At 39.3% G+C, this 23,585-nt stretch carries 20 protein-coding genes; 13 read left to right on the plus strand and 7 right to left on the minus strand.

From position 1 onward, the window contains the following. The first annotated feature begins 75 nt into the window (after positions 1-75). The 8 genes from H6G92_RS23730 to H6G92_RS23760 all read left to right on the plus strand — a co-directional run bounded on the left by H6G92_RS23730 (position 76) and on the right by H6G92_RS23760 (position 7,755). Positions 76-1,080 (plus strand): ABC transporter ATP-binding protein, encoded by a 1,005-nt coding sequence (locus H6G92_RS23730; protein ID WP_190896374.1) that lies wholly within the window; start codon positions 76-78, stop codon positions 1,078-1,080. Continuing rightward, positions 1,081-1,893: an ABC transporter permease gene (locus H6G92_RS23735; RefSeq protein ID WP_190896376.1), complete on the plus strand. Its 813-nt coding sequence runs from the start codon at positions 1,081-1,083 to the stop codon at positions 1,891-1,893. An 86-nt stretch (positions 1,894-1,979) separates the two neighbouring features. Further along, a complete protein-coding gene (locus H6G92_RS23740; protein ID WP_190896378.1) occupies positions 1,980-3,644 on the plus strand; it encodes a GldG family protein in 1,665 nt (554 codons plus the stop codon). 50 nt (positions 3,645-3,694) lie between these two features. After that, a complete protein-coding gene (locus H6G92_RS23745; protein WP_190896380.1) occupies positions 3,695-4,318 on the plus strand; it encodes a DUF4340 domain-containing protein in 624 nt (207 codons plus the stop codon). Positions 4,319-4,341: 23 nt separating this feature from the next. Beyond that, complete coding sequence (gene purU, locus H6G92_RS23750) at positions 4,342-5,196, plus strand: formyltetrahydrofolate deformylase (RefSeq protein ID WP_190896382.1); 855 nt, start codon at positions 4,342-4,344, stop codon at positions 5,194-5,196. A gap of 358 nt (positions 5,197-5,554) precedes the next feature. Then, positions 5,555-5,686 carry a hypothetical protein gene (locus H6G92_RS40450; RefSeq protein WP_269141781.1) on the plus strand — a complete coding sequence of 44 codons (132 nt, stop codon included), beginning with the start codon at positions 5,555-5,557 and terminating at the stop codon, positions 5,684-5,686. A 590-nt stretch (positions 5,687-6,276) separates the two neighbouring features. Beyond that, the gene (locus H6G92_RS23755) at positions 6,277-6,993 is read left to right on the plus strand and encodes an acyltransferase (RefSeq protein ID WP_190896384.1); all 717 of its coding nucleotides are present in this window, start codon (positions 6,277-6,279) and stop codon (positions 6,991-6,993) included. Positions 6,994-7,074: 81 nt separating this feature from the next. After that, on the plus strand, positions 7,075-7,755 hold the full coding sequence (locus tag H6G92_RS23760; RefSeq protein ID WP_190896386.1) for an ATP-dependent Zn protease: 681 nt from the start codon (positions 7,075-7,077) through the stop codon (positions 7,753-7,755). 33 nt (positions 7,756-7,788) lie between these two features. Here the strand turns inward: H6G92_RS23760 and H6G92_RS23765 are convergent, their stop codons facing one another. Then, on the minus strand, positions 7,789-8,811 hold the full coding sequence (locus tag H6G92_RS23765; RefSeq protein ID WP_190896388.1) for a GGDEF domain-containing protein: 1,023 nt from the start codon (positions 8,809-8,811) through the stop codon (positions 7,789-7,791). A 944-nt stretch (positions 8,812-9,755) separates the two neighbouring features. Continuing rightward, complete coding sequence (locus H6G92_RS23770; RefSeq protein WP_190896390.1) at positions 9,756-9,956, minus strand: heavy-metal-associated domain-containing protein; 201 nt, start codon at positions 9,954-9,956, stop codon at positions 9,756-9,758. A 278-nt stretch (positions 9,957-10,234) separates the two neighbouring features. Between H6G92_RS23770 and alaS the strand changes: the two genes are divergently transcribed. Further along, positions 10,235-12,877: an alanine--tRNA ligase gene (gene alaS, locus H6G92_RS23775; protein WP_190896392.1), complete on the plus strand. Its 2,643-nt coding sequence runs from the start codon at positions 10,235-10,237 to the stop codon at positions 12,875-12,877. A gap of 207 nt (positions 12,878-13,084) precedes the next feature. Here alaS and H6G92_RS23780 read toward each other — a convergent pair whose 3' ends face one another. From H6G92_RS23780 to H6G92_RS23800, 5 genes are all read right to left on the minus strand, one after another. Then, positions 13,085-13,579, minus strand: coding sequence for an ureidoglycolate lyase (locus tag H6G92_RS23780; RefSeq protein WP_190896394.1), 495 nt, complete (start codon positions 13,577-13,579; stop codon positions 13,085-13,087). A gap of 115 nt (positions 13,580-13,694) precedes the next feature. Beyond that, the gene (locus H6G92_RS23785; RefSeq protein ID WP_199344946.1) at positions 13,695-14,714 is read right to left on the minus strand and encodes an RpoD/SigA family RNA polymerase sigma factor; all 1,020 of its coding nucleotides are present in this window, start codon (positions 14,712-14,714) and stop codon (positions 13,695-13,697) included. A 758-nt stretch (positions 14,715-15,472) separates the two neighbouring features. Beyond that, positions 15,473-15,670, minus strand: coding sequence for a DUF3172 domain-containing protein (locus H6G92_RS41220; RefSeq protein ID WP_190896396.1), 198 nt, complete (start codon positions 15,668-15,670; stop codon positions 15,473-15,475). Positions 15,671-15,834: 164 nt separating this feature from the next. Then, positions 15,835-15,972 (minus strand): hypothetical protein, encoded by a 138-nt coding sequence (locus tag H6G92_RS39670; RefSeq protein ID WP_242059292.1) that lies wholly within the window; start codon positions 15,970-15,972, stop codon positions 15,835-15,837. Positions 15,973-16,246: 274 nt separating this feature from the next. Beyond that, positions 16,247-16,630 carry a hypothetical protein gene (locus H6G92_RS23800; RefSeq protein ID WP_190896398.1) on the minus strand — a complete coding sequence of 128 codons (384 nt, stop codon included), beginning with the start codon at positions 16,628-16,630 and terminating at the stop codon, positions 16,247-16,249. Between the two features lie 1,346 nt (positions 16,631-17,976). Between H6G92_RS23800 and H6G92_RS23805 the strand changes: the two genes are divergently transcribed. The 4 genes from H6G92_RS23805 (at position 17,977) to H6G92_RS23820 (ending at position 23,580) form a co-directional block, all read left to right on the plus strand. Beyond that, complete coding sequence (locus tag H6G92_RS23805; protein WP_190896400.1) at positions 17,977-20,181, plus strand: GumC family protein; 2,205 nt, start codon at positions 17,977-17,979, stop codon at positions 20,179-20,181. A 75-nt stretch (positions 20,182-20,256) separates the two neighbouring features. After that, positions 20,257-21,198: a hypothetical protein gene (locus tag H6G92_RS23810; protein WP_190896402.1), complete on the plus strand. Its 942-nt coding sequence runs from the start codon at positions 20,257-20,259 to the stop codon at positions 21,196-21,198. Positions 21,199-21,254: 56 nt separating this feature from the next. After that, the gene (locus H6G92_RS23815) at positions 21,255-22,208 is read left to right on the plus strand and encodes a glycosyltransferase family 2 protein (protein ID WP_190896404.1); all 954 of its coding nucleotides are present in this window, start codon (positions 21,255-21,257) and stop codon (positions 22,206-22,208) included. A 49-nt stretch (positions 22,209-22,257) separates the two neighbouring features. Beyond that, positions 22,258-23,580, plus strand: coding sequence for a flippase (locus tag H6G92_RS23820; RefSeq protein WP_190896406.1), 1,323 nt, complete (start codon positions 22,258-22,260; stop codon positions 23,578-23,580). Positions 23,581-23,585: the final 5 nt, after the last annotated feature.

The raw sequence follows: 23,585 nt of genomic DNA on the forward strand, positions 1-23,585 counted from the left end.
TGCCAATCCCCCATACCCAATCTCGTGATCTAAGATTGTTGGGTATTCTATAAAATTGCGATCGCCACTATACCGATGATCGAAGTTGAACATCTGAGTAAAATATACGGTTCCACCCCAGCGATTACTGATGTCACTTTTAACGTCGAACCTGGGGAGATTTTAGGGTTGTTGGGCCCCAATGGCGCTGGTAAAACTACAACCATGCGAATTCTGGCTGGTTATTTACCGGCAACCAATGGAAATGCCCGAATTGCTGGTTATGATGTCCATGAAAATTCCCTAGCTGTACGCCAACGCATTGGTTATTTACCGGAAACACCGCCGTTATATCCAGACATGACGGTGGAGGGATTTTTGCATTTTGTCGCCCGAATTAAGGGAGTACCAGCAGGCGATCGCCCCAACAAGGTAACAGCCGCTATCGAACGCTGCAATTTAGAAGATAAGCGGCGGGTAATTATTCGCAAACTCTCGAAAGGATACCGCCAAAGGGTAGGAATTGCTCAAGCGATCGTCCACGATCCACCAGCGATCATTTTAGATGAACCCACCGTTGGACTCGATCCCCGACAAATAATTGAGGTGCGGAATTTAATTAAAAGTCTGGCTGGGACTCACACAATTATTCTTTCCACGCACATTCTGCCAGAAGTAAGCATGACTTGTAACCGCGTCGCCATCATCAATCGCGGTAAAGTCGTGGCAACTAATACACCAGAAAACTTGATGACTCAGTTGACAGGTGGCTCAGGATATGAGTTGGAAATAGAAGGAGAAGCTGCCCTAGCGAAACAGGTATTGCAAAATTTAGCGGGTGTGAGTTTGGTAGAATCAATTCCGACAGCCGGAGGCCATCAACCCCAGGCAAATCGCGCTTACCTGCGGGTGATATCGCAACCGGGAAAAGAACCAGGAAAGGATATTGTCACAACATTAGTGCGGGCAGGATTTGGTTTACATGAACTGAAGCGAGTTAACGCCACCTTAGAAGATGTGTTTTTGCAACTGACCACAGAAGAGAAAAATTTCGATCCTGAGGTAGACTTAGCAGCAGACAACGAAGGAGAGGCAGCGTAAATGGGTGTAGTACTGAGTAATATTATTGCCATTTATCGCCGAGAGTTACAGAGTTATTTTGTATCACCTTTGGCTTATGCGATCGCAGGCATATTTTGGTTCATGGCGGGGTTATTTTTAGTGATGATTTTGCTAGGGCCAGATGGCATATTGCCAGGGGTCGCGGCAATAGATTTACAAGGGCAACAACTGGGAATGCCAATACCGCCTATAGATGTCCCCTACGAATTTATCAGGGCATTTTTGGATCGCATGGGGTGGCTATTGTTGTTTATCCTGCCAATTCTCTCGATGGGACTCTATGCCGAAGAACGTAAGCGGGGCACTTTAGAATTATTAGCCACCTCACCAATCACCAATTGGGCGGTAGCTGTAGGTAAGTTATTAGGCGTGTTAACATTTTTTACCTCGATGGTCGTACCCATGCTAGTGCTGGAAGCGATCGCAATCAGTGGATCAAATCCACCAATGGCGCTCTCAATACCCTTGCTGGGTCATTTTGGATTAATCTTGCTAGCAGCAGCAATTTTATCTTTAGGAATGTTTATTTCCTCCTTAACAGACAGCACAATTTTGTCTGCTGTTATCACATTTGCAGTAATTTTATTATTGTTATTGATTGATTTAATCGGAAAAATTGTCCCTGGCCCCATAGGCGAAGCCTTAGGTTATCTGTCGTTGCTGAAACATTACAACACTCTCATCCAAGGCATTTTTGATACCAGCGCTTTGATTTTATTTGCCAGTTACATTTTTTTGGGTATCTTTCTCACAGCTCAGTCAATTGATGCACTGCGCTTTCAAAGACAGTAGTTATATAAGTTATGAGTTAAAAGTTAGGAGTGGGGAGTTAAAACTCATAACTCCTAACTCCTAACTCCCCACTTCAGTCTAATAATATGAAGATAGTTGCAAAAAATAAACTGTGGAAATATCTGTTTTGGTTGGGTCCGTTTTTAATTGCTGTTGGCTTAACAGTTGGGTTAGTCTCTGAACAGTGGGGATTAATTTCATTAGCATTTCTGATTACAGGAATTGTCATCAGTGGGTTGGGGATAATATGGCAAAGCTACCAAACAAACTGGTGGAAGCGTCGTTCTACCCAAGCTGGTACTAATGCCCTAGTGTCAACTCTGGCAGTGTTAGCAATTTTGGGATTGATTAACTTTTTGGGAACTCGCTACCACTTGCGGGCAGATTTAACAGAAAGTCAATTGTTTACCCTTGCACCCCAGTCACGGGAACTAGTGAGGGTTTTACCACAGCCAGTTAAAGTGTGGGTGTTTGATATTAACCAGAATCCCCAAGACCGAGAACTGCTAGAAAATTATCAGCGTCAAAGCTCAAAATTTAAATATGAGTACATCGACCCCCAAGCTAGACCAGGACTTGCAGAAAAGTTTGGTGTCAAAGATTACGGGGAAGTTTATTTAGAATCTGGCGATAAACGGCAATTAGTGCAAACAGTAAATGAAAATGAGCGCTTGTCAGAAATCAGATTAACTAGTCGCCTGCAACAACTAACAAATTCAACCACAGCCAAAGTTTACTTACTCCAAGGTCATGGCGAACGCCAACTTTCGGCTGGGAAAGGTGCAATATCACAAGCAGTTCAGGGATTAGGCGATAAAAATTTCACAACATCACCGCTGAATTTAGGAGAAACTTCCAAAGTTCCTGAAGATGCCGCTGTAGTGATAGTGGCTGGCCCCAAGCGAGGGCTGTTTGAAGGCGAAGTCAAGGCTTTGCAAGAGTATCTTAATCGCGGTGGTAACTTACTGCTGATGATTGATCCCAATACTGATCCCAAAGTTGACAGCTTGCTACAAGAGTGGGGTGTCCGTTTAGATAATCGTTTAGCAGTCGATGTCTCTGGTGGAAGTGTTGTGGGACTTGGCCCTGCTGCGCCTTTAGTCACAGAATACGGACAACATCCGATTACCAAAGATTTCGGTAACGGCAATTCTTTTTATCCAATTGCCCGACCACTGGAAATTACCTCTGTGCCTAGTGTTCAAGCTACTCCACTGCTACGAACCAAACCCTATCCCAACAGCTGGGCAGAAAGCGACCTCCAAAGCGAAAGTTTGGAGTTTAATGCAGATAAAGACCTCAAAGGGCCTCTAACCTTGGGCGTTGCTTTAACAAGAAAACAAGCAGCTAAATCTGCTTCCACTCCCCAAGCTTCACCCACACCATCACCCCTACCATCACCAACCACCCAAAGCAAAACTTCCCCCACTCCCCCTGCTCCCTCTCCCTCCCCGACTCCCACTACCTCATCTCAAACAGCCACCGAGTCCCGGTTAGTAGTTTTAGGAAATTCCGATTTCGCAACCGATGGTTTGTTTCAACAACAACTAAATGGAGATGTATTCCTCAACTCAGTTACTTGGCTGAGTCAACAGGATCAGCAACCTCTCTCCATTCGCCCCAAAGAACCGAAAAACCGTCGGATAACCTTGACAACCACACAAGGCAATCTTTTAATATTGTCATCTCTGGTGATTTTACCCTTAATTGGGTTTGCGATCGCAGTTATTATTTGGTGGAAACGACGGTAGAGTTAGGAGTTAGGAATTCTCTCTCAGTGCCAATGACAAATGACTAAAAAATGAAATTGCCGCGAACGACTTTAATTTTAATACTGCTAACGCTGGGTTTAGGCGCTTTTGTTTACTTCTATGAAATTCGAGGTACAACTGTGCGAGAAGAAATCAAGGAGCAAAAGCAGCAAATTTTTTCTTTTGCCGAAGATGATGTGCAGTCTTTAACAGTCACGACAAAAAAAATTAATCTGAATCTGGAACGTAACCCTGAATCTAGTAACCCCAAGTGGTTAATCAAATCTCCGATATCGGGACCAGCAAATGATGCCATTGTTTCTTATTTGATGGATTTGTTAGTCAAGGGTAATAGCGAACGCACTCTCTCAACTCCAGCCAAAGAGCTTGGAGAATTTGCCTTAGATCAACCCCAAGCAACCATCAAGATCAACCTGAAAAACCGACAAAGCCATCAGTTGATTTTGGGTAAATCTAACTTTAACGGTCGTTTCTTGTATGCTCAAACTGACCCTGCTACAAAACCCGATGGGAATATAAATGTATTGTTGGTATCTACAGATTTTGCAAATGCTGTAAATCGGGAATTATCAGAGTGGAAACAACCTGTAGATAATAGTCAGAAACTACCTCCGCTCATCATTCCTAAGCCGACTCCGACAAACAGCAAATAATTAATTCAAAATCTGGCGATATTATGACAAATCCGACAGCAACATTGCTGATTTCCTGCCCCGATCAACGGGGACTGGTGGCGAAATTCGCCAATTTCATCTATTCTAATGGTGGTAATATTATCCATGCAGATCAGCATACAGATTTTGCTGCTGGGTTATTCCTTACCCGCATTGAATGGCAGTTAGATGGGTTCAATTTACCGCGAGAGTTTATTGCCCCTGCATTTAATGCGATCGCTCAACCTTTAGACGCTAAGTGGGAAATACGTTTTTCTGATACTGTACCACGCATTGCTATTTGGGTAAGTCGGCAAGACCATTGTCTATTTGACTTAATTTGGCGACAACGTGCTAAAGAATTTATTGCTGAAATTCCTTTAATTATTAGTAACCATACTAATTTAAAGGTAGTGGCAGAGCAGTTTAATATCAACTTCCAATACATTCCTATTACTAAAGATAATAAATCAGAACAAGAAGCCCAACAACTAGAATTACTACGCCAGCACAGAATCGATTTAGTTGTATTGGCGAAATATATGCAGATTGTTAGTGCAGATTTTATTAGTCAATTTCCGCAAATTATTAATATTCATCATTCATTTTTACCAGCTTTTATTGGAGCAAACCCTTATCACCGAGCTTTTGAGCGTGGGGTAAAAATTATTGGTGCAACTGCTCATTATGCCACTGCTGATTTAGATGCAGGCCCAATTATTGAACAGGATGTGGTGCGAGTTAGCCACCGTGATGAAGTTGATGATTTGGTGAGAAAAGGCAAAGATTTGGAGAGAGTGGTATTAGCAAGAGCAGTGCGATCGCACTTGCAAAATCGTGTATTAGTGTATGGGAATAGAACAGTGGTATTTGAGTAAATGGTGCTCAGGCAACTGGAAGGCGGAAAGAGAGAGGTTTTCCAGATACCGTGAAAATTCAGGTTAGTGGATATCTGCGATCGGTAGGGTTTCAGGTAATTGTTTGGCTCTGTATTTACTCTGTTTTATATTTGTTATCTATTTAATTAATAACAAATTTTGGCTAGTATCATTCATGCCTTAAGTTATAAAAATACGTATATTAAAATTATGTTTATTTTCAAAACTTTATATTTTTATGCTAAACTTTACTTGTTCTTTACAATAAATTCGTAAGTCTCTTTTAGGATAGTGGAAGCACACTATTTGTGTCACTATAAAGGCGCTTTAGTGAATATGTAAATTCTCTTTGTACGTAATGATGACAACAGCAGCAGACTCTAAAAACTGGCTGCAAGTAAGCCGTTATAGTAATCGGGGAAGTGTTTATTTGTTTGCTCCGATGATTAACTTTAATGTGATGGCTGAAGTAGGAGACACTCCCCCCTAATTTAACGTGCTTGTACTTGCTTGGAAATTTTATGAGGAATTCAACAATTACATTTTGATGGCAGCGAGGAAATTTTATGCCGACTTTGGAACAGCATAAACAGATGTAATTGAATTGAAATAACTACTTTGATGTTTGATAACTGAATATCTGAATTATAGTAGCTTGTCAAATTGCTAACTAATACACATCGATAGTTAGGTGTTTGATGTTGTGGTAAAGCATTAAGCTTCAGTATTAATCAGTGACAAATATAAAAAAGTATTTTCTCTAATTTCTAAATAAGTACATATAGTAAATACTAATTAAAGAATTTGCTTGTAAATAGACACAGCATTTCTTGTATAGCCTTATAACAATTAAATAACCCTTGTATTTAATAGCCTCTAACCTGAGAGGTTACCTTGGGTTTTTCAAATATTTGAAAAACTTGATATTAACCATCTTATTATTTTATTAATCTGTAATCTAAAGAATGCAGATTTAGATGGTAAATAGCAAAAATTAAACACATGATGTTTGTTGTTACTTAGGTATTACACAAATCTACAAATCTCCAAGTCCACAATTTATTTGAGAAGAATAGAGCTATGAATAACTTGAAACATTTTTCAAAAATGAAGCGGTTTCAACAACTTTTATTAACTACTTTTATAGGCGATATTCCAACTATTTTTGGCGGTGTAAAGTTACGTGATTTGCTATACCGCACTATTTTTGCCCAGATAGGTAGTTCAGTTTATATTCAAGATGGCGTTGAATTTCTCAGTACTGATTCTATCGAAATTGGCAATGGAGTTTATATTTTCAAGGGTGTTCGTATAGATGGAAGAGGCCACGAAAACAATAGAATTCATCTAAAAAATGGAGCTGTCATTGAACGTAACACTGTGATTGGGGCACTAAATAACACTTGTATCGACATTGGTCAAGATACTTTTATTGGCCCTAGCGTTTGTATTTCTGGCCCTGGAGACATCAAAATTGGCAAGCACTGTTTGATTGCAGCCCATACTGGAGTATATGCCAATAATCACAACTTTACAGATCCAACGGAGCCAATCAAATACCAAGGTATTACTTGTAAGGGGATCGTGATTGAGGATGACTGTTGGCTAGGTCATGGGGTAAAAGTATTAGATGGTGTCACCATTGGTAGAGGCAGCGTTATTGGTGCTGGCGCTGTTGTGACTAAAGATATTCCCCCATTTTCGGTAGCTGTAGGCATCCCTGCACGAGTAATTAAAAGCCGTGACGGTAAAGAAATTGCCAAGTCTACAGAATTACCTTTGTCATCTTCAAACTGATCGGCAATGTCACTGATTATTGCCTTCGTAGATATCGCCTCATAATGAAGAAAGATTAAGTAGATCATCAGAAAACCTTCAATGAGCCAAACTACTCTAAATTTAGTTGCAATATCTATTTTTCTCATGACCCTATCGGTACTGCTGGGGCCATTCTTGAATTTGTCGCCGACAGTGCCGGCGCTTGCTACCTTCACTATTTTGGGAATAGCCACTTTTGACAGTTTTAGCTTGCAAGGCAAGGGTGGTACTATCTTTTTAGATTGGATTGCTGGTTTTTCAAGTGAACACCGCGATCGTATCCTCCACCATGAAGCAGGGCATTTTTTGGTTGCTTACCTGTTAGGTATTCCCGTTACTGGCTACACACTCAGCGCTTGGGAAGCTTGGAAACAGGGGCAACCTGGACAAGGTGGCGTTAGCTTTGATGATGGCGAATTAGCATCTCAACTAGAGGTGGGTAAAATCAGTGCCCAAATGCTAGACCGCTACTGCACTGTTTGGATGGCAGGTATTGCTGCTGAAACCCTAGTTTTTAATAACGCCGAGGGTGGAGGTGATGATAAAACCAAGCTGATAGGAGTATTAACAATTTTGGGCTTTTCTGAATCAGCTTATCAGCAGAAACTACGGTTTCATGCCCTCCAGGCAAAAACCCTACTGCAAGAAAATTGGTCTAGCTATGAGGCTTTAGTGAATGCCATGCGAGAACGCACTTCGGTAGAAGATTGTCAGGCTGAGTTAGGAGTAGGGAAAGAATAATAATCCTCAATGCCCAATATTTCATGCTCACTTTTAAGAAGAAACAGCTTTCAAGTGTGAGACATGAGATAAGTTCGAGTTGATAACCCGATTACGCCCAGCAGTTTTAGCCTGTAACAGACATTGATCGGCACGATGCAACAGACTCTCTCCTCGATCATCATCCTCATCTTGCAGAGAGGCTGTGCCCAGACTAATAGTGATATTAATTGTCAATTTATTGCTGAGTGCAAATGGTTCATCGCTGACTACACGATTCAGACGACGGGCCACTAATAGTGCTTCTTCATCGGTGGTGTTAGCCAGAAGAATCACAAATTCTTCGCCACCATAGCGAAATGCTGTGTCTTGACAGCGCAGATTGTGTCGCAGACGCTGACATAGCACTTGCAAGATGCGATCGCCTACTAAATGCCCGTGAGTATCATTAACTTTCTTGAAATGGTCTACATCCAGAATAATCAAACTCAGGGGGATTTTTTGAGTCCTAGCTCTTTTAATTTGTCTGGGTAAGTCCCATTCTAAAGCACGACGATTATTTAATTCTGTAAGCGAATCGGCTAAGGCGATCGCTGATAACATATCATTTGTCCGAATCAAATCTCGGTATTTTTGCGCTTTCCGCAAGCCAACACTTAATTGAGCAAGTATTAGTCCATGATTGGCGGTCAACTCTGCCAAGCTATGGTCTGTTTTTTCTTCAATAAGATGCCAAATATAAGCATCGGCTCCTTGCTTTAATGCCGCAGCACTCATCTCCAATTCCCTGTGCCAACCATACTTATTTCTATCAGTAAGCTGCTGGGAACGATCCTCGAATAGAATACAGTATATCCAGGATAGTTTTGTCTGGTCTTTCAACCAACTGCAAAGTTCCATGCTGCCATGCAGGCTAGCCTGCACAAATATGATATCGGGGGGTGTCATTTGAATTTGTGATACTGCCTGATTAAGATTGTTTATAATTTCTACACTAAAAGCAGTCGCATAACGAATCTGATCTGGAAGTGTGGCGATAAAGTTATTTTTTCCAAAGACCAGAATAGAAATATTCATTGCTTTATTTTTTATCCTGTTTAAATTTTAAAGAGATTAACTTGAGTTACTTGCTACTATTGCCGCCTAATACTAAATATGATGTTTTAGGCAACTTTATATTTCTTGTTATATATTTTTTTGAACACCGAATCTACAATAATTTTCCAACTTTAATCTCCTGTTAAGGCTTTATATTTACTACTCCAGTTTTTGAAATCTCCACTTATGACAACTAATGTCTTCTTTAGAGCCTTTTTTTTAAACAGTAATAATACTGAATATTATTTGAATGTATAAAAACTATTGATGTAGTCTCTTAGGTATTATTTTTCTCATGAAATTACCAAAATAAATAGTTTGTAATAACAGCCAAATTAGGCAGTAAAATTTCTTCCCAAGTAGAAAAATGAAGAAATCATTAAAAATTTTAATTCAATGATGAAATCTGAAATCTTATCATTGAATTAAAAAAGTTTTTTCCCATAGATTACCTCAGCCTTTTTCTTTAGGAACTAGGCTTTTACTAACTATTAAGGTAGGAGTTGAATTGCAAAAAAAAATGCGAATCAAATAGACAGCAAAACTCCTTGCTACTATAAGTAGTAGCTTTCTGGTAACATATCCTATAATTACAGATCAAAATTATTGGGTAAAAAAAATTACACTTTAAATCAGGTGTAAACCAAAGTTTCACAATCTGTTAACAGGATAAACAAAATATTTCTGTCTATGCTTGATCTGTGTTTGCTTGTTTACTTAATCCACATCTTTTTTTAATTGGTCGCAACATCATAACAATCCAGAAAAAAAAGCTAAATAAAAAACTCGATGTTAAAACCTGCCCCTAATATAGGGATATTGCTTCGATTCCGCCCTTTCTATAGGCAGAATAAATATAAAAAATTTTGTTAGCCTAGCCTGAGATATTAAAATCTAAACTTCTGTGAAAAGCTAGAATCCGCTCAATAACCTTCAATAGCATAACCAGCAGCAACAATTACCTGTTTGATTGACTCCTCAGAAGCTGCGGATTCTACCGTGACAGTTTTAGCATTAACATCAACATCCACCTTAGCCTCAGGTTTCATAATGTGGATAAATTCAGTAATTGTTTCTGCACATCCCTCACAAGCAATATTTGATACTTTCAGTTGTAGTGCCATTTGTTACCTCAGTATGGGATTTTTAAACTATTTCTTAAGGATTAATCTTAACGACCAAAAGGCGATGTCTACGACGGGCTACGCCTACGCACATCCTGCCAAAGTAAGGTAGTGTAGTGGTGTAACAGCATTCTAGTAGCTGCATATATATCATCGACTGGCACAATTCGCTGGCAGTAATATGAAACAAAATGCAAGAATATATAAAGCTATTTATGAAAATACACTTACCTAGTGCCGCTACGCCCAAGCCTTAAAGTCTAAAGTTAAAAACACCCATGTCTTCAAATCCCCAGTACCTAAGCGGTAACGAAATTCGCAACATATTCCTCAACTTCTTTGCCCAACGAGGTCACCAAATTCTCCCAAGTGCCTCCCTCGTGCCAGAAGATCCAACCGTGCTGCTGACGATCGCGGGGATGCTACCATTTAAGCCGATATTCTTGGGGCAGCGCACACCAGAATTTAAGCGGGCTACGACTTCGCAAAAGTGTATTCGCACCAACGACATTGAGAATGTCGGACGCACCAAACGGCATCACACGTTTTTTGAGATGCTGGGCAATTTCAGCTTTGGTGATTATTTTAAAGAACAAGCGATCGCTTGGGGTTGGGAAATCTCTACACAAGTCTTTGGCTTCTCCCCCCAAAATCTTGTCGTCAGCGTTTTTGAAGATGATGATGAAGCCTTTGGGATTTGGCGCGATCAAATCGGTGTACCGATAGCGAGAATTAAACGCTTAGGCGAAGATGATAACTTTTGGGTATCTGGGCCGACTGGGCCTTGTGGGCCTTGTTCAGAAATTTATTACGACTTCCACCCAGAACGCGGTGACGAAAATATAGATTTAGAAGACGATTCCCGGTTTATCGAGTTTTACAACCTCGTGTTCATGCAATATAACCGGGATACTTCAGGCAATTTAACGCCACTGCAAAACAAGAATATCGACACCGGCATGGGTTTGGAGAGAATGGCGCAAATCCTCCAAAAAGTACCCAATAACTACGAAACTGACCTGATTTTTCCAATTATCCAAACAGCAGCCCAAATTGCTGGCATTGACTACCACAAAAGTGATGAAAAAACCAAAGTTTCTTTAAAAGTCATTGGCGATCACGTTCGTTCTGTTGTCCACATGATCGCCGATGAAATTCGCGCCTCCAACGTGGGACGGGGCTATGTGCTGCGGCGGTTAATTCGGCGTGTAGTGCGTCATGGGCGATTAATTGGAATTTCTGGTGAATTTACTACCCAAGTTGCTGAAACTGCGATCGCCCTTTCGGAATCAGCTTACCCTAATGTGCGTCAACGGGAAGCAGCAATTAAAGCTGAGTTGCAACGAGAAGAATCCAATTTCCTTAGAACTCTGGATAGAGGCGAAAAACTCCTAGAAGAAATCATTCAAGAGGTGAAACAGCGAGGAGAAACCTCTATTAGCGGTGAAAGCGCATTTACCCTCTATGACACCTACGGATTCCCCCTCGAACTTACTCAAGAAGTTGCCGAAGAAAATAATCTAACAGTCGATGAAGCAGGATTCAATGCCGAAATGCAAAAGCAGGTGGAACGTGCCAAAGCAGCACATGAAACCATCGATTTAACTGTACAAGGTTCCCTAGACAAATTAGCAGAACACATCCAAGTCACCGAGTTTTTAGGCTACACCCAACCTGCGGCGACAGCGAAAGTCGAAGCGATTTTAGTAGAAGGTGTTTCCCAAGAGGAAGTAGAAGCGGGAACACAGGTACAAATTATCCTTGACAAAACGCCATTTTATGCTGAATCCGGTGGACAAATCGGCGATCGAGGTTATATCTCTGGTGATGGTATCGTAGTTCGGGTGGAAGATGTGAAGAAAGAATCTGATTTCTTTGTTCACTTCGGACGCATCGAACGCGGTACACTGCGCGTAGGCGATCGCGTCACCGCTCAAATTGATCCGGCTTGTCGCCGTCGCGCCCAAGCTAACCATACCGCAACCCACCTATTGCAAGCAGCATTAAAGAAAATCGTTGATGATAGCATATCTCAAGCTGGTTCCCTGGTTTCCTTTGACAGATTGCGGTTTGACTTCAACTGTCCCCGTGCGTTGACAGTAGAGGAAGTCCAACAAATTGAGGAACAAGTGAACACTTGGATTGCGCAAGCACATGCTGCGAAAGTTGAAGTATTACCTTTAGCAGAGGCAAAAGCTAGGGGTGCCGTTGCCATGTTCGGCGAAAAATACGGCGAAGAAGTGCGCGTGATTGACTTCCCTAGCGTATCAATGGAACTATGCGGTGGGACTCATGTGAGTAATACGGCTGAAATTGGCGTGTTTAAGATTATCTCGGAAGCTGGAGTAGCTTCTGGGGTGCGGCGCATTGAAGCTGTTTCGGGGCCAGCAATACTGGATTATCTCAATCTTCGGGATAAAGTAGTTAAGGATTTGAGCGATCGCTTTAAAGTTAAACCCGAAGAATTACCAGACAGAATCACAAGTCTGCAAAGCGAACTTAGAACTAGCCAGAAGGAATTGGAAAGCTTGAAGGTACAGTTAGCGATCGCAAAATCTGATAGCTTGCTACAAACAGCAGAAACTGTAGGCGATTTTAAAATTATCGTTTCCCAATTAGAAGATGTTGATCCAGAATCATTGAAAACCGCAGCCGAACGCTTGTTGCAAAAAATCGGTAATGGTGCAGTGGTGCTGGGTTCTGTTCCTGAAGAAGGAAAAGTCAGCATAGTTGCAGCTTTTAGTTCTGAAGTGAACAAAAAAGGTTTGCAAGCTGGTAAATTTGTAGGTGCGATCGCTAAAATCTGCGGTGGCGGTGGCGGTGGAAGACCAAACTTAGCCCAAGCCGGCGGACGCGATGCGAGTAAATTACCAGAAGCCTTGGAACAAGCAGAAAGTGAGTTAAAATCCGCGTTGGGTTAACCCTCTTTTTCAGAGGCTTTACTCCCCTTCCTTTGCAGGAAGGGGCTATTTTTGTTAAGTCTGTATTGAACTCAAACCAGAAGCACTATATAAATGAAATGAATATAGCGATCGCAAGTCTAGGATAAGCATCGCTATCTATATATAGCTGGTTTATGCCCATATGCCCATAAGGGACTTCCAAATAAAAAAATATCCCAATCTCACCTATACCATCTCAAACTCTAATTGATGGCTCTTAAAAAAATCATGAGTGAAATGATCCACCACATTTGTATCAGCTAGTTCCAAATTATAAAAATCCACAGCTTCATGATCAAAATAGGGCCCAGCGTGCCAAGTGCCCTCATGTAGCTTGATAAAACAATTCCCCGGAATGCGGAAAGCAGAAATCTCGTCTAATGCTGGTTCATTCACATCATTATCAGGAGGACAAACTGCAATCAACCAATCCTTCCCTTCCAAAGAACCCAGACATTGAGTGCATTGCATATGGCGAGTAATTTTGTGAAACTTTCGCCCTCTCTTCTGCAACCGCATAACATAAAATCGTGGAATCCCGTTTTGCAGGTTTAACTGGGCATCTTCGCCATCATAAGCTTTGCCATCAAGACTTGCAAAAATTACCTGTCCATAACGCCGAAAGTTTTCAGAACTCACCCATTCTGCCTGCAATTGTTGCACTGTCTTTGATGTGCTCATATCAAATCTTTGAGAGATTACTTAGGTTTATTTTCCTCCAAAATGACTGAATAAAATACAGCCATTAAGGTGAATGCCTGAGTTTAAATGCCCTACATTATTATAAAAACTAATCTCAGCTAGCTAAATAACTACGTACTTGTTCCTTTTGCCGTCGCAGGAGACTGAGAGCTTTTTGCTCGATTTGACGCACTCGTTCTCGACTAATACCCATGCGATCGCCAATCTGTGCTAAAGAAAGTTCATAGCCATCAGTCAGACCAAAGCGCAGGGTTAATATTTCTCGCTGCTGGGGAGAAAGCTTTGCCAACAAGTCTTGTAAGTCTTGATGGAGAGATTCTTCAACGGCATAGTCTTCGGGAGAAGGGCCATCATCTTCCAGTATGTCCTGCAATTCTGTATCTTGTTGTTCACCAACTCGCGCCTCTAAGGAGAAGGGTTGACGCGCCAAGTACAAACACTCTCGAACTTGGCTAGGTGTCAAAGATAACGCGCTGGCAATTTCACCAGTAGTGGGAACACGACCCAACTGTTGAGATAATTCACGCTGCACCCGCTTAATTTTGTTCAGTTTCTCAAAGACGTGGATAGGTAAACGAATTGTACGTCCTTGTTGAGCGATCGCTCGTGTAATTCCTTGACGAATCCACCAGTAAGCGTAGGTAGAAAACTTATAACCAAGAGCAGGATCAAATTTATCCACCCCTCGCTCTAAACCCAAAGTACCTTCTTGAATTAAATCCATAAATTCTAGGTTGCGGTGCTGGTATTTCTTCGCCACAGCTACCACTAACCGGAGATTAGCCTGAATCATTTTCTGCTTGGCTTGGTGTCCTTGACTTAGCTGTTGTTCTAGCACCTCAACACTTGACTCCACTTGATCTGCCCATTCTTGCAGCGTGGGTTCGTGCTTTAATTTCACAGCCAATTCTTCCTTAGCAGCTAGTAAATTCATCATCTGCTGCACTTGTTGGGCAAAAATAACCTCTTGTTCACGAGTCAACAAATCTACACGCCCGATCTCTTGCAGATAACTACGCACAATATCATCTGTAGCTCGAGGTTTTTTATCTGCGACTAAACTTTTTTTCTTCGTTTTTTGAACTTCGGTATGTGGAGATGTTAAGTTGCTCATGGTTATTTGCTCCTCTGTAACCTCATCAATTTATTGGTATCAAGTCTAGATATTCAGACTCATAGCCATTTACACTGCTAATCAATCAATTGGCAATACTGATGAATTCTAGTCTATGATACATTACAAGTTAATTCTTGGAGATAATAAACCCAAAATCAACCTACCCTTTAATAATAACATCATCAGTAGTGACAAATCAATTACCTAAAGTATCATCACCATATCTTTCAAACCAATTACACTGCTTTATTATTGATCATTGCATATCTGGAAACATAATTATTACTTTATTTATCCAATGCAGTTTCTAAAAAATGTAAATTTCTCCAAAAACGATTTTATTACAGTAAAAATTTATTAAAAGCAAAATATTATATACTTTATAATTTAAATTTTGAAAACATAAAAATATTATTGATATTTGTTGATCTACAATGATGATGCTCTGGTTATTTTTAAATTTCATTTTTATTAAATGACAACTTATTAAACATATAATATCTATTCTTCACCTCTAATTTTTGCTACATGATCCAATCAGATCAAGCAGGGTATGTAAGGTTTTAAGTAAGCATGGAAGAAAGAACTTTACCCAGCCTCCTCTGCTCAATAACAGCTTTTTTAGGAGCAGTTAACTGGTGTACACCGCGCCTTATAAAAAGCAAACAATTCAAATCTTCTTTTCTTCTATCTCCTGCAAGACAGCATAGCTACCTTGTTTATTGAAAGTCTGGTTAAATACTTATAATTAGTAATTAGGGATTTAGGACGACAAAGACGCAAGTATCTGTGAAAATTGCACTTGTGTCGTAATGCACGCAGACATCTGTATCGAATGCGGTATTATCAATGTAATTACTCCTGGAAAGATTTTTTGGACTAAAAGTAGTAACAGTGCTCACATTAACACCAAGAATAATACTTATCAAGACAGCAAGGCCCACGATCACCACTAATATCCGACTGAAGCGAAAAGATTTTTGGGAAAACAATACTATATTGAAACTTTAACCTAACTCTTCAGCCATCCCTTTATTTAGATATTGGTTCAAAAAAGCATCTATCTTATTGGCGCATATCCCAAAATGAGCTGTCTTTCCTGCTTTTGTGAGAATGTCTAATCCCTGACTATTATTGCGGGGGTCTGGATCAACCATAGATACATATATTCATCTATACGATGATTTTGAGCGATCGCTAAAGCAGATGCAGGTGTGTGTCCATGAAAAGAACAAGGTTTAAGAGTTACGTACATTTTCAAAAAGTCGAAAGCTTTGCCTTGAATCTGGTTAAGTGCGTCAGCCTCAAGATGGAGTTTTCCTGGTGCCTGCGTCTACCCTTGAGCTATTATCTTTTGGGCATCTATGATTACACAGGCGACTGCTAGGTTCGGCAAACATTCCGGCCAAACTTTTCTACTTTGAGCTAAAGCAGTCAGCATAAATATTTGCTCGATGTTTTAGCGTAAATTATCTAGATAGATTAAACTACCAAGAATTAGTTAATCTATTGTTATAAAATTGCCTATATCAAAATTGAGTAACTGTCACACTAATACCAGAGTCAAGTTTAGGAACCTTGAGATACTCAATTGGTTCAGTACTTTGAGAACTTTGGGTATTTGTTGGCTTTTGACATTGCTTAAAAAAAGCCTCTGGGTTATTGATGAACTCAAGCGGGTTAATCTTTTGGCAACCTCGATCCTGCACGAGCGAAATTGATTCAGCAGTTTGTTTAGGATTATTAGTCTCTCCGATAAAATTACTCCATGTAGCGTTAATCGTGGCTGGCTCTGTCAATAGAACTTCAGCCTGATTGCGATCGATAGGAACATTTTCTTCGTTAGCATAAGCACTCTGGGGAAGAGCAAGTGCACTAATCACAAAGACTAAGGTGATAGAAGAGGATTTCATAATTCAATCTCTCAATATTTAATGTCAGTTTAATAATTACAATTGGCTAGATACAGCAACCAAAAATAGCGGCGCGGCTTGGGTACTTAAGATTAACACAGGTAGTGAGAACTATAGCTAAACTTCATTAAAAATATAGTAAAGTCTAGCCAGATGTAGACTTTTGTCTGGGAGGAGGCAGTTAAACAATGTAGACTCTGCCTATTATCTGCTTCCTGCGACAAATGTGCTAACTCATATTCTGTTAGCCGTATTAATAGGTAGGCCAATGTCAAAATTTGTCGTTGGCATAGGGCAAGAGGCAGACAGAAGTTTGAGGGTCGGTTTCCAGCGCTTAAACTGCAAAGAGGCATGAGGGAAGAGAGTTGTAGCCTAGTTTATCTTTCTTCACATAGTTTGGTTTTATTGTCCCAACTTACTTACTAGCCGTTTATCTCTCATGCGTGCTACTATACGCTTACACAGATAAGACAACACTTTGTTAGATAAGTTGTGGAAGGAGTTTTTTGTGTTTATTGCCAGAATACAAACAAGGCGATTGCAATTTTATGGGTAAACCTAAAATACGGGATATAAACCCAAGGACGGGTACTGTGTTGTAATTTCCACACCTCAAGCCACATCAAAATAGTCTTTTACCAGTCTTAGCAAATTACACTGATAGCGAGTCCTTACAAGTTCCATACTAAAATCACATAATCTTAGTATTCTCAGTCCCGTATCGTTTCCAAGATTGACCATTATTTAGAGAAAGAATGAATTGTTGCTGAAAGCTTTTAAGTAGTTTTCGTAAATATCCATCCAGTCTTTTAAAGCTCTCTTTTCACTGTACAAAGCCTAACTCTGAAGTGGTTCCATTGCTTATAGGCTGGCAAAATTGTTCTATTCCTTACCCTTAAGGAATAAATTCCTCTTGTCTTTTCAAAATCAGCAAACTGACAATGAATATACTAGCATCTTGTATGAATTTTTTGTAAAGTTATCCAATTCAGTGTTCTTACATAATATGATGTTGGTTGTTAGATTATTAATCAATACTTGCATCAGTAATAACGCAAAACTAAGTTGATCGACAAAGATGGAAAACTACTAAATCAGAAAGAAACTTGTGAGTTATCATGTTTTTTGCTGTCAGACTAATATCAAGCAATCTAAGTCAAAATTGCGACTAATAAAACTATTAGTTGACTTCACCCTTGAACAACCTTAGCAAAAAGATATTGTATTAGTTGACAATCAACGCAAATATTACCAAGGCAAAGTAGACCAGAGTCCTACTGTCGGTGAAATACTGAACAAAATCTGCTGTAAGTAAATAGTCTTTTTTATAAAACTTTGTATATATTATGACAATGGAATCTTTACCCACTTTTGAAGAAGTAAATATTCAGAGATACTTAGAAGTTCTTCAACGGCGTTGGCTACCTCTAGTCGGAATTTTTGGCATAGCTGTTACTCTTGGGTGCTTGTATGCATTTTCCCTAAAACCCTCATACAGGGCAGAAGGAAGTTTGATGATTAAAACAAATCGATCTTCCTCACTTACAGGCTTACCGGAAGACATAGGACGCTTAGAAGCTTTGAATATGAATGACAATCCCCTGGAAACTCAGGTGAGAGTTGTTGGGTCAAATCCAGTCATTGAGAAAACAATTAATTCACTCAATCTCAAAGATACCGAAGGCAAACCGCTGTCGATTCCCGACTTGGCAAAACAACTAAAAATAGAAGGAATCAAAGGCACTGATGTTGTACAACTTTCTTATAAAGGCAGTGATCCAGAACTAGCTGCCAAAATCGTCAATGAAGTTATCGACAGTTATATCGACTTAAATATCAAGGCTAATCAGAATGAAGCGCGGACAGCCAAACAGGTTCTGGTAACAGAAGTACCTAAAGCTGAAGAAATTGTCAGAAGAGCCGAATCAAACCTACGGCTATTTAAAGAAACGAATAAAGTTGTTGTCCTGGAACAAGAAGCAACCGCAGCAGTCGATACAATCTCCAAGTTAGGAAACCAAATTTCTCAAGCTTTAGCTCAACTAGATGATGTCAAAGGTCGTTTAGAACAGTTACGCAGTGAAGCTAAGGTAGATTCACAACAAGGTGTAATCGAATCTGAATTGAGTCAAGCACCTGGGGTTCAGAAAGTGCTTACCCAACTCCAAGAAACAGAAAGCCAACTAACACTAGAGCGTACCCGTTTTTCACCTGAGCACCCTACAATTACCAACTTACAAGAAAAAGTCGTAGCTCTTAGGAGCTTGCTAAAAGAGCGGACAGGACAAGTCGCTGGTAAAGCACAGATAACAGAGGGAAGTTTACAGGTTGGACAACTGCGGCAAAGCCTAATTGCAGATATTACTCGTGCTCAGGCAGAACGCGTCGGTTTAGAAAGACAAATTGCCACACTCAAGCAACAGCAAGATTCCTACATCAAACGAGCAAATAATTTGCCAAGGCTAGAACAGAGCCAAAGAGAGCTAGAACGGAAGCTGCAAGCAGCTCAAACGACTTACGAAACACTCTTAAAGAAACGCCAAGAAATTGATGTTGCACAAAATCAAAAGATTCCTAATGCTCGTGTGATTTCCTATGCCTTAATTCCTGATAAAGCAGAAGGGCCTCGCAAAATTTTGTTTATTGTTGGTGGAGGAGGAATTGGTCTTTTCTTAGGTATCATTGTCGCCTTTGGTTTAGACTTAATAGACCGCTCGGTGAAGACCGTCAAAGAAGCCAAAGAAGTCTTGAGATATAGTGTTTTAGGAGTAATTCCTACACAAGGTAGAAATGGTAAAGATCCTTCTTCTATACCAGGACTCGATAGAGCTATTCCCAAAATTATTGGCAGAGATATTCCTTACTTCCCTGTTGGTAATGCATACCAAATACTACAAGTTAACTTGAAGTTCCTCTGTTCTGATAAACCGCTAAAAAGCATTGTAATCACAAGTTCCGTTGCCAAAGAAGGAAAGTCTGACGTATCTGCAAATTTAGCTGTGACTATGGCTCAGGCAGGGCGTCGGGTATTATTGGTGGATGCAGATATGCGTCATCCCATACAGCATCATATCTGGGGGCTACCAAATGCAATGGGACTAAGCAATGTAATTATTGGACAAGCATCTTTAGATACGGCAGTAGAAGAAGTGATGCCTAATCTTGAGGTTCTTACTTCTGGAGTTTTACCTCCCAATCCAGTTGCAATGCTAGATTCTCAGCGCATGGCAACATTAATTAGTAACTTTGGGAGAGATTACGATCTTGTAATTTTTGATACTCCCCCATTATCAGGAATAGCAGATGCTGCTGTTTTAAGCACCCTCACTGACGGTATATTATTAGTCGTTCGTCCTGGAGTAGTTGACCTTAACAGTGCGAATGCAGCTAAAGAGTTTTTAACTCAGTCAGGTCAGAAGGTGTTAGGGATAGTTATCAATGGTGTGAATACTAAAAATGAACCTAATAATTATTTTTATGACAATAAAAAACGACAAATTGAACAAGATTTAGTATCTAGCAGCCTAACCAAATTTTCCAAAGAGCGTTAAGTTATTCGATAAATTCCGAAAGCGAATCTGAATACAACCATCTAAACCCAATTTTTTGACTGTAGGACTAAATTAATGACGTTAAGCAAAAATCTCAAGCAATTCGTAAAATCAAATACTCCATTAGCTAAATGGAAAGGCTCTATTTACACAAAGGCAATAATTCTCAAAAATCATGTAAAAAACTATGATATATATCAGCAAATTTTATCTCCTCAACAGAGTAATGAATTAGTTACCAATCTTATTAAAGATAGTAAACCTTTTATGATTTCTCGCTTTGGTAGCACAGAAGCTTATTGTGTGCATGAATACCTAAAAGGAGGTTACAAGGGATCTATATTTGAGTCAATATCTAATGATTCTGGATTTTTCCCAGCAGATAAAAAACATCTAGATCGATTTAGTCAACTTTTTCTAGAATCGTCAAAATCTATAGATGTTTTAGGAGTATGGTTTCAAACTGGAGAGCCAGAAATTATCAGAAATTCTTGCCCAAAAGCTTCTTTTGTAGAATTAAATACGCTTGAACCTTATTATCACAATGACCCTTGGAGCAAGAATCTTGAGGGAAAAAAGGTTTTAGTCATTCATCCTTTTGCAGAAACAATTTCATCGCAATATAAAAACCATAGAAAGTTACTTTTTGAAAACCAAAATATTCTGCCTGAATTTGAATTAATTACCTTCAAAGCCGTACAGTCTCTAGCTGGAACTCAAACCCAGTTCAATACTTGGTTCGATGCTTATGATTGGATGTGTAACAAGATTAAAGATCAAGATTTTGACATAGCTATTATCGGATGTGGTGCTTATGGACTTCCATTAGCTGCTTACATTAAATCTCTTGGTAAACAAGCTCTCCACCTTGGAGGAGCAACTCAAATTCTTTTTGGAATTAAAGGCAACCGTTGGGATAAAATTCCATTTTTTCAGTCTCTTTATAATGAATCCTGGGTTAGGTGTAGACCTGATGATGTCCCTACAAGTCCCTCAAAATATCCGGCCTATTGGTAATTATCGGTTTCCAAAAATATTCTCGTCTTATTTTGTTATCTATTTAGGCATTTTGTATGGATAAAAATAAAATCAAAACATCTTGTTTAATTAATAATTACAATTACGCTGAATTTCTCTCAGAGGCGGTTGATAGCGCTTTAAATCAAACAGTTAAATTTGATGAGATTATTATTGTTGATGACGCATCCACAGATAATTCGGTAGAAGTCATCACCAAATTTACTCAAGTAACTAATGTTAAATCTGTCTTGAAAGAAAAAAATCAAGGACAACTATCATCATTCAACGAAGGGTTTTTAGCTGCAACTGGAGACATAATATTTTTTTTAGATGCCGATGATATTTATGAACCTCAATATTTAGAAACAGCATTAAATTTTTATAAGAGACGTAGTGAATGTGATTTTGTTTTTTGTGCGTATAAAAAATTTGGGGCAGTAGAAGAAATATTTCAAGCTGATGCTGTCGATTTAGATTTGGGTTATTCAGTAATCAGAACTTTATATAGTGGTGAATGGATTGGCTCCATAACTTCAACATTATCAATCCGTAGAGAAATAATTAGAAAATTTTTGCCTATTCCAAATGTAGAAGATTGGCGTGTAAGGGCTGATGACTGTCTGGTATGGGGAGCTTCTTTGGTAGGAGCTAAAAAGTTTTATATATCTAAACCTTTAGTGATGTATAGAATACATAAAAGTAATCAGTATCATAACAAGAAATTTTTAGACATAGATAACAACTATGAATACAAGAGATTCTGGAAACGCAATTCCTTATTTAATTACATTCTGCAAAAAAATAATTTGAGTTTACCGTTATTATTGGCTTTCACATCTCTAAATGAGTTAAAAACAATACCATGTCCAAAATATCAAGATTTTATCTCATATTTGAAAATAATATTTTTGTTTGAGCATAACTTTTTTTGGAAAACTAAGGGCATTATTTTCTTATTTAGCTATTTTTTAAAAACTTTGATGACTGGGAAATTAAAAGTATTGTAGGCGATATTGATAGGGATAGAGAACGTTACATGATTAATTCATAAAAATAATGTTAAGTAAACTAAAAATTAAAAACTTATCAAAATTTAAATCTCGTTCTGGACTGCGTGCAATTATTGCCAATACAAGTTGGTTGTTTGCTGACCGTATTCTACGTATGGGTGCAAGCTTAGTCGTAGGAGTATGGATAGCACGCTACTTAGGAGTACAGCAGTATGGTGTCTTTAACTATGCTTTAGCTTTTGTTAGCTTATTTAGCCCAATTTTCACTCTAGGACTGGACGACGTAGTAGTTCGCCATCTTGTTCGTCAATCATCAAACAAAGAGGAAATTTTAGGAACCACTTTTTGGCTAAAGTTGCTGGGTGGAATTGCTTCTGTCTTATTGGCAGTTAGCACTATGTTTTTCTTAGGTGAGCAGGAAACACTGAAGATATGGCTAGTTGCAATTTTAGCAATGGCAGGAATTTTTAGGGCGGCTGATACTATTGAACTGTGGTTTCAATCACAGGTGCAGTCAAAATACACTGTGATTGCTAAGAACACAGCGTTTCTGCTAAATAGTGCCATCAAAATCGCACTAATTTTAACAAAAGCACCATTGTTAGCTTTTGCTTGGGTAACATTAGCAGAATTTGCGATGAGTGCAATTGGATTGCTGATTGTTTACCAAGTCAAAGGGTCGTCGTTGTGGTTATGGCGTTGGAGTTTTTCTGCTGCCAAAACTCTTCTGAAAGAGAGTTTACCTCTAATTTTTTCGGGGTTCGCTATCCTGATTTTTATGAAAATAGATCAGGTGATGTTAGGCCAAATGATCGGAAATAGCGAGGTTGGAGTTTATACTGCTGCTGTCAGAGTTTCTGAAATTTGGTATTTTATTCCGGGGGCTATTGTTTCTTCTGTTGCTCCTGCAATTTACGCAGCTAAGGAAAAATCTGAAAGTCTTTACTATCAGCGAATCGGACAATTACTCAATCTAATGACATGTATATCTTTGGCAATTGCGCTTCCAATGTCATTTCTATCTGACAAGATAATTATGGTGATGTTTGGAAGTGGATATGCAGAAGCAGGATCAATATTAGCAGTTCATATTTGGACTTCTTTGTTTGTATTTATGGGTCTTGCAACATCACCTTGGTTTATTGCTGAAGGTTTGAACCACGTTTCTTTAGGTAAGACTTTGTTTGGGGCAATCCTAAATATTATTCTTAATTTATTCCTTATTCCTAAGTATGCAGGACTTGGGGCTGCGATCGCAACAATCATATCTCAAGCTGCTGCTGCTTTTCTGTGCAACGCATTTGATTCAAGAACACAAAAAATATTTAAGATTCAGGTGCGATCGCTTATTCCTTTTTACAAATACTGATAGTT

The sequence above is a fragment of the Nostoc foliaceum FACHB-393 genome, assembly GCF_014698505.1.
GTDB lineage: Bacteria > Cyanobacteriota > Cyanobacteriia > Cyanobacteriales > Nostocaceae > Nostoc > Nostoc foliaceum_A.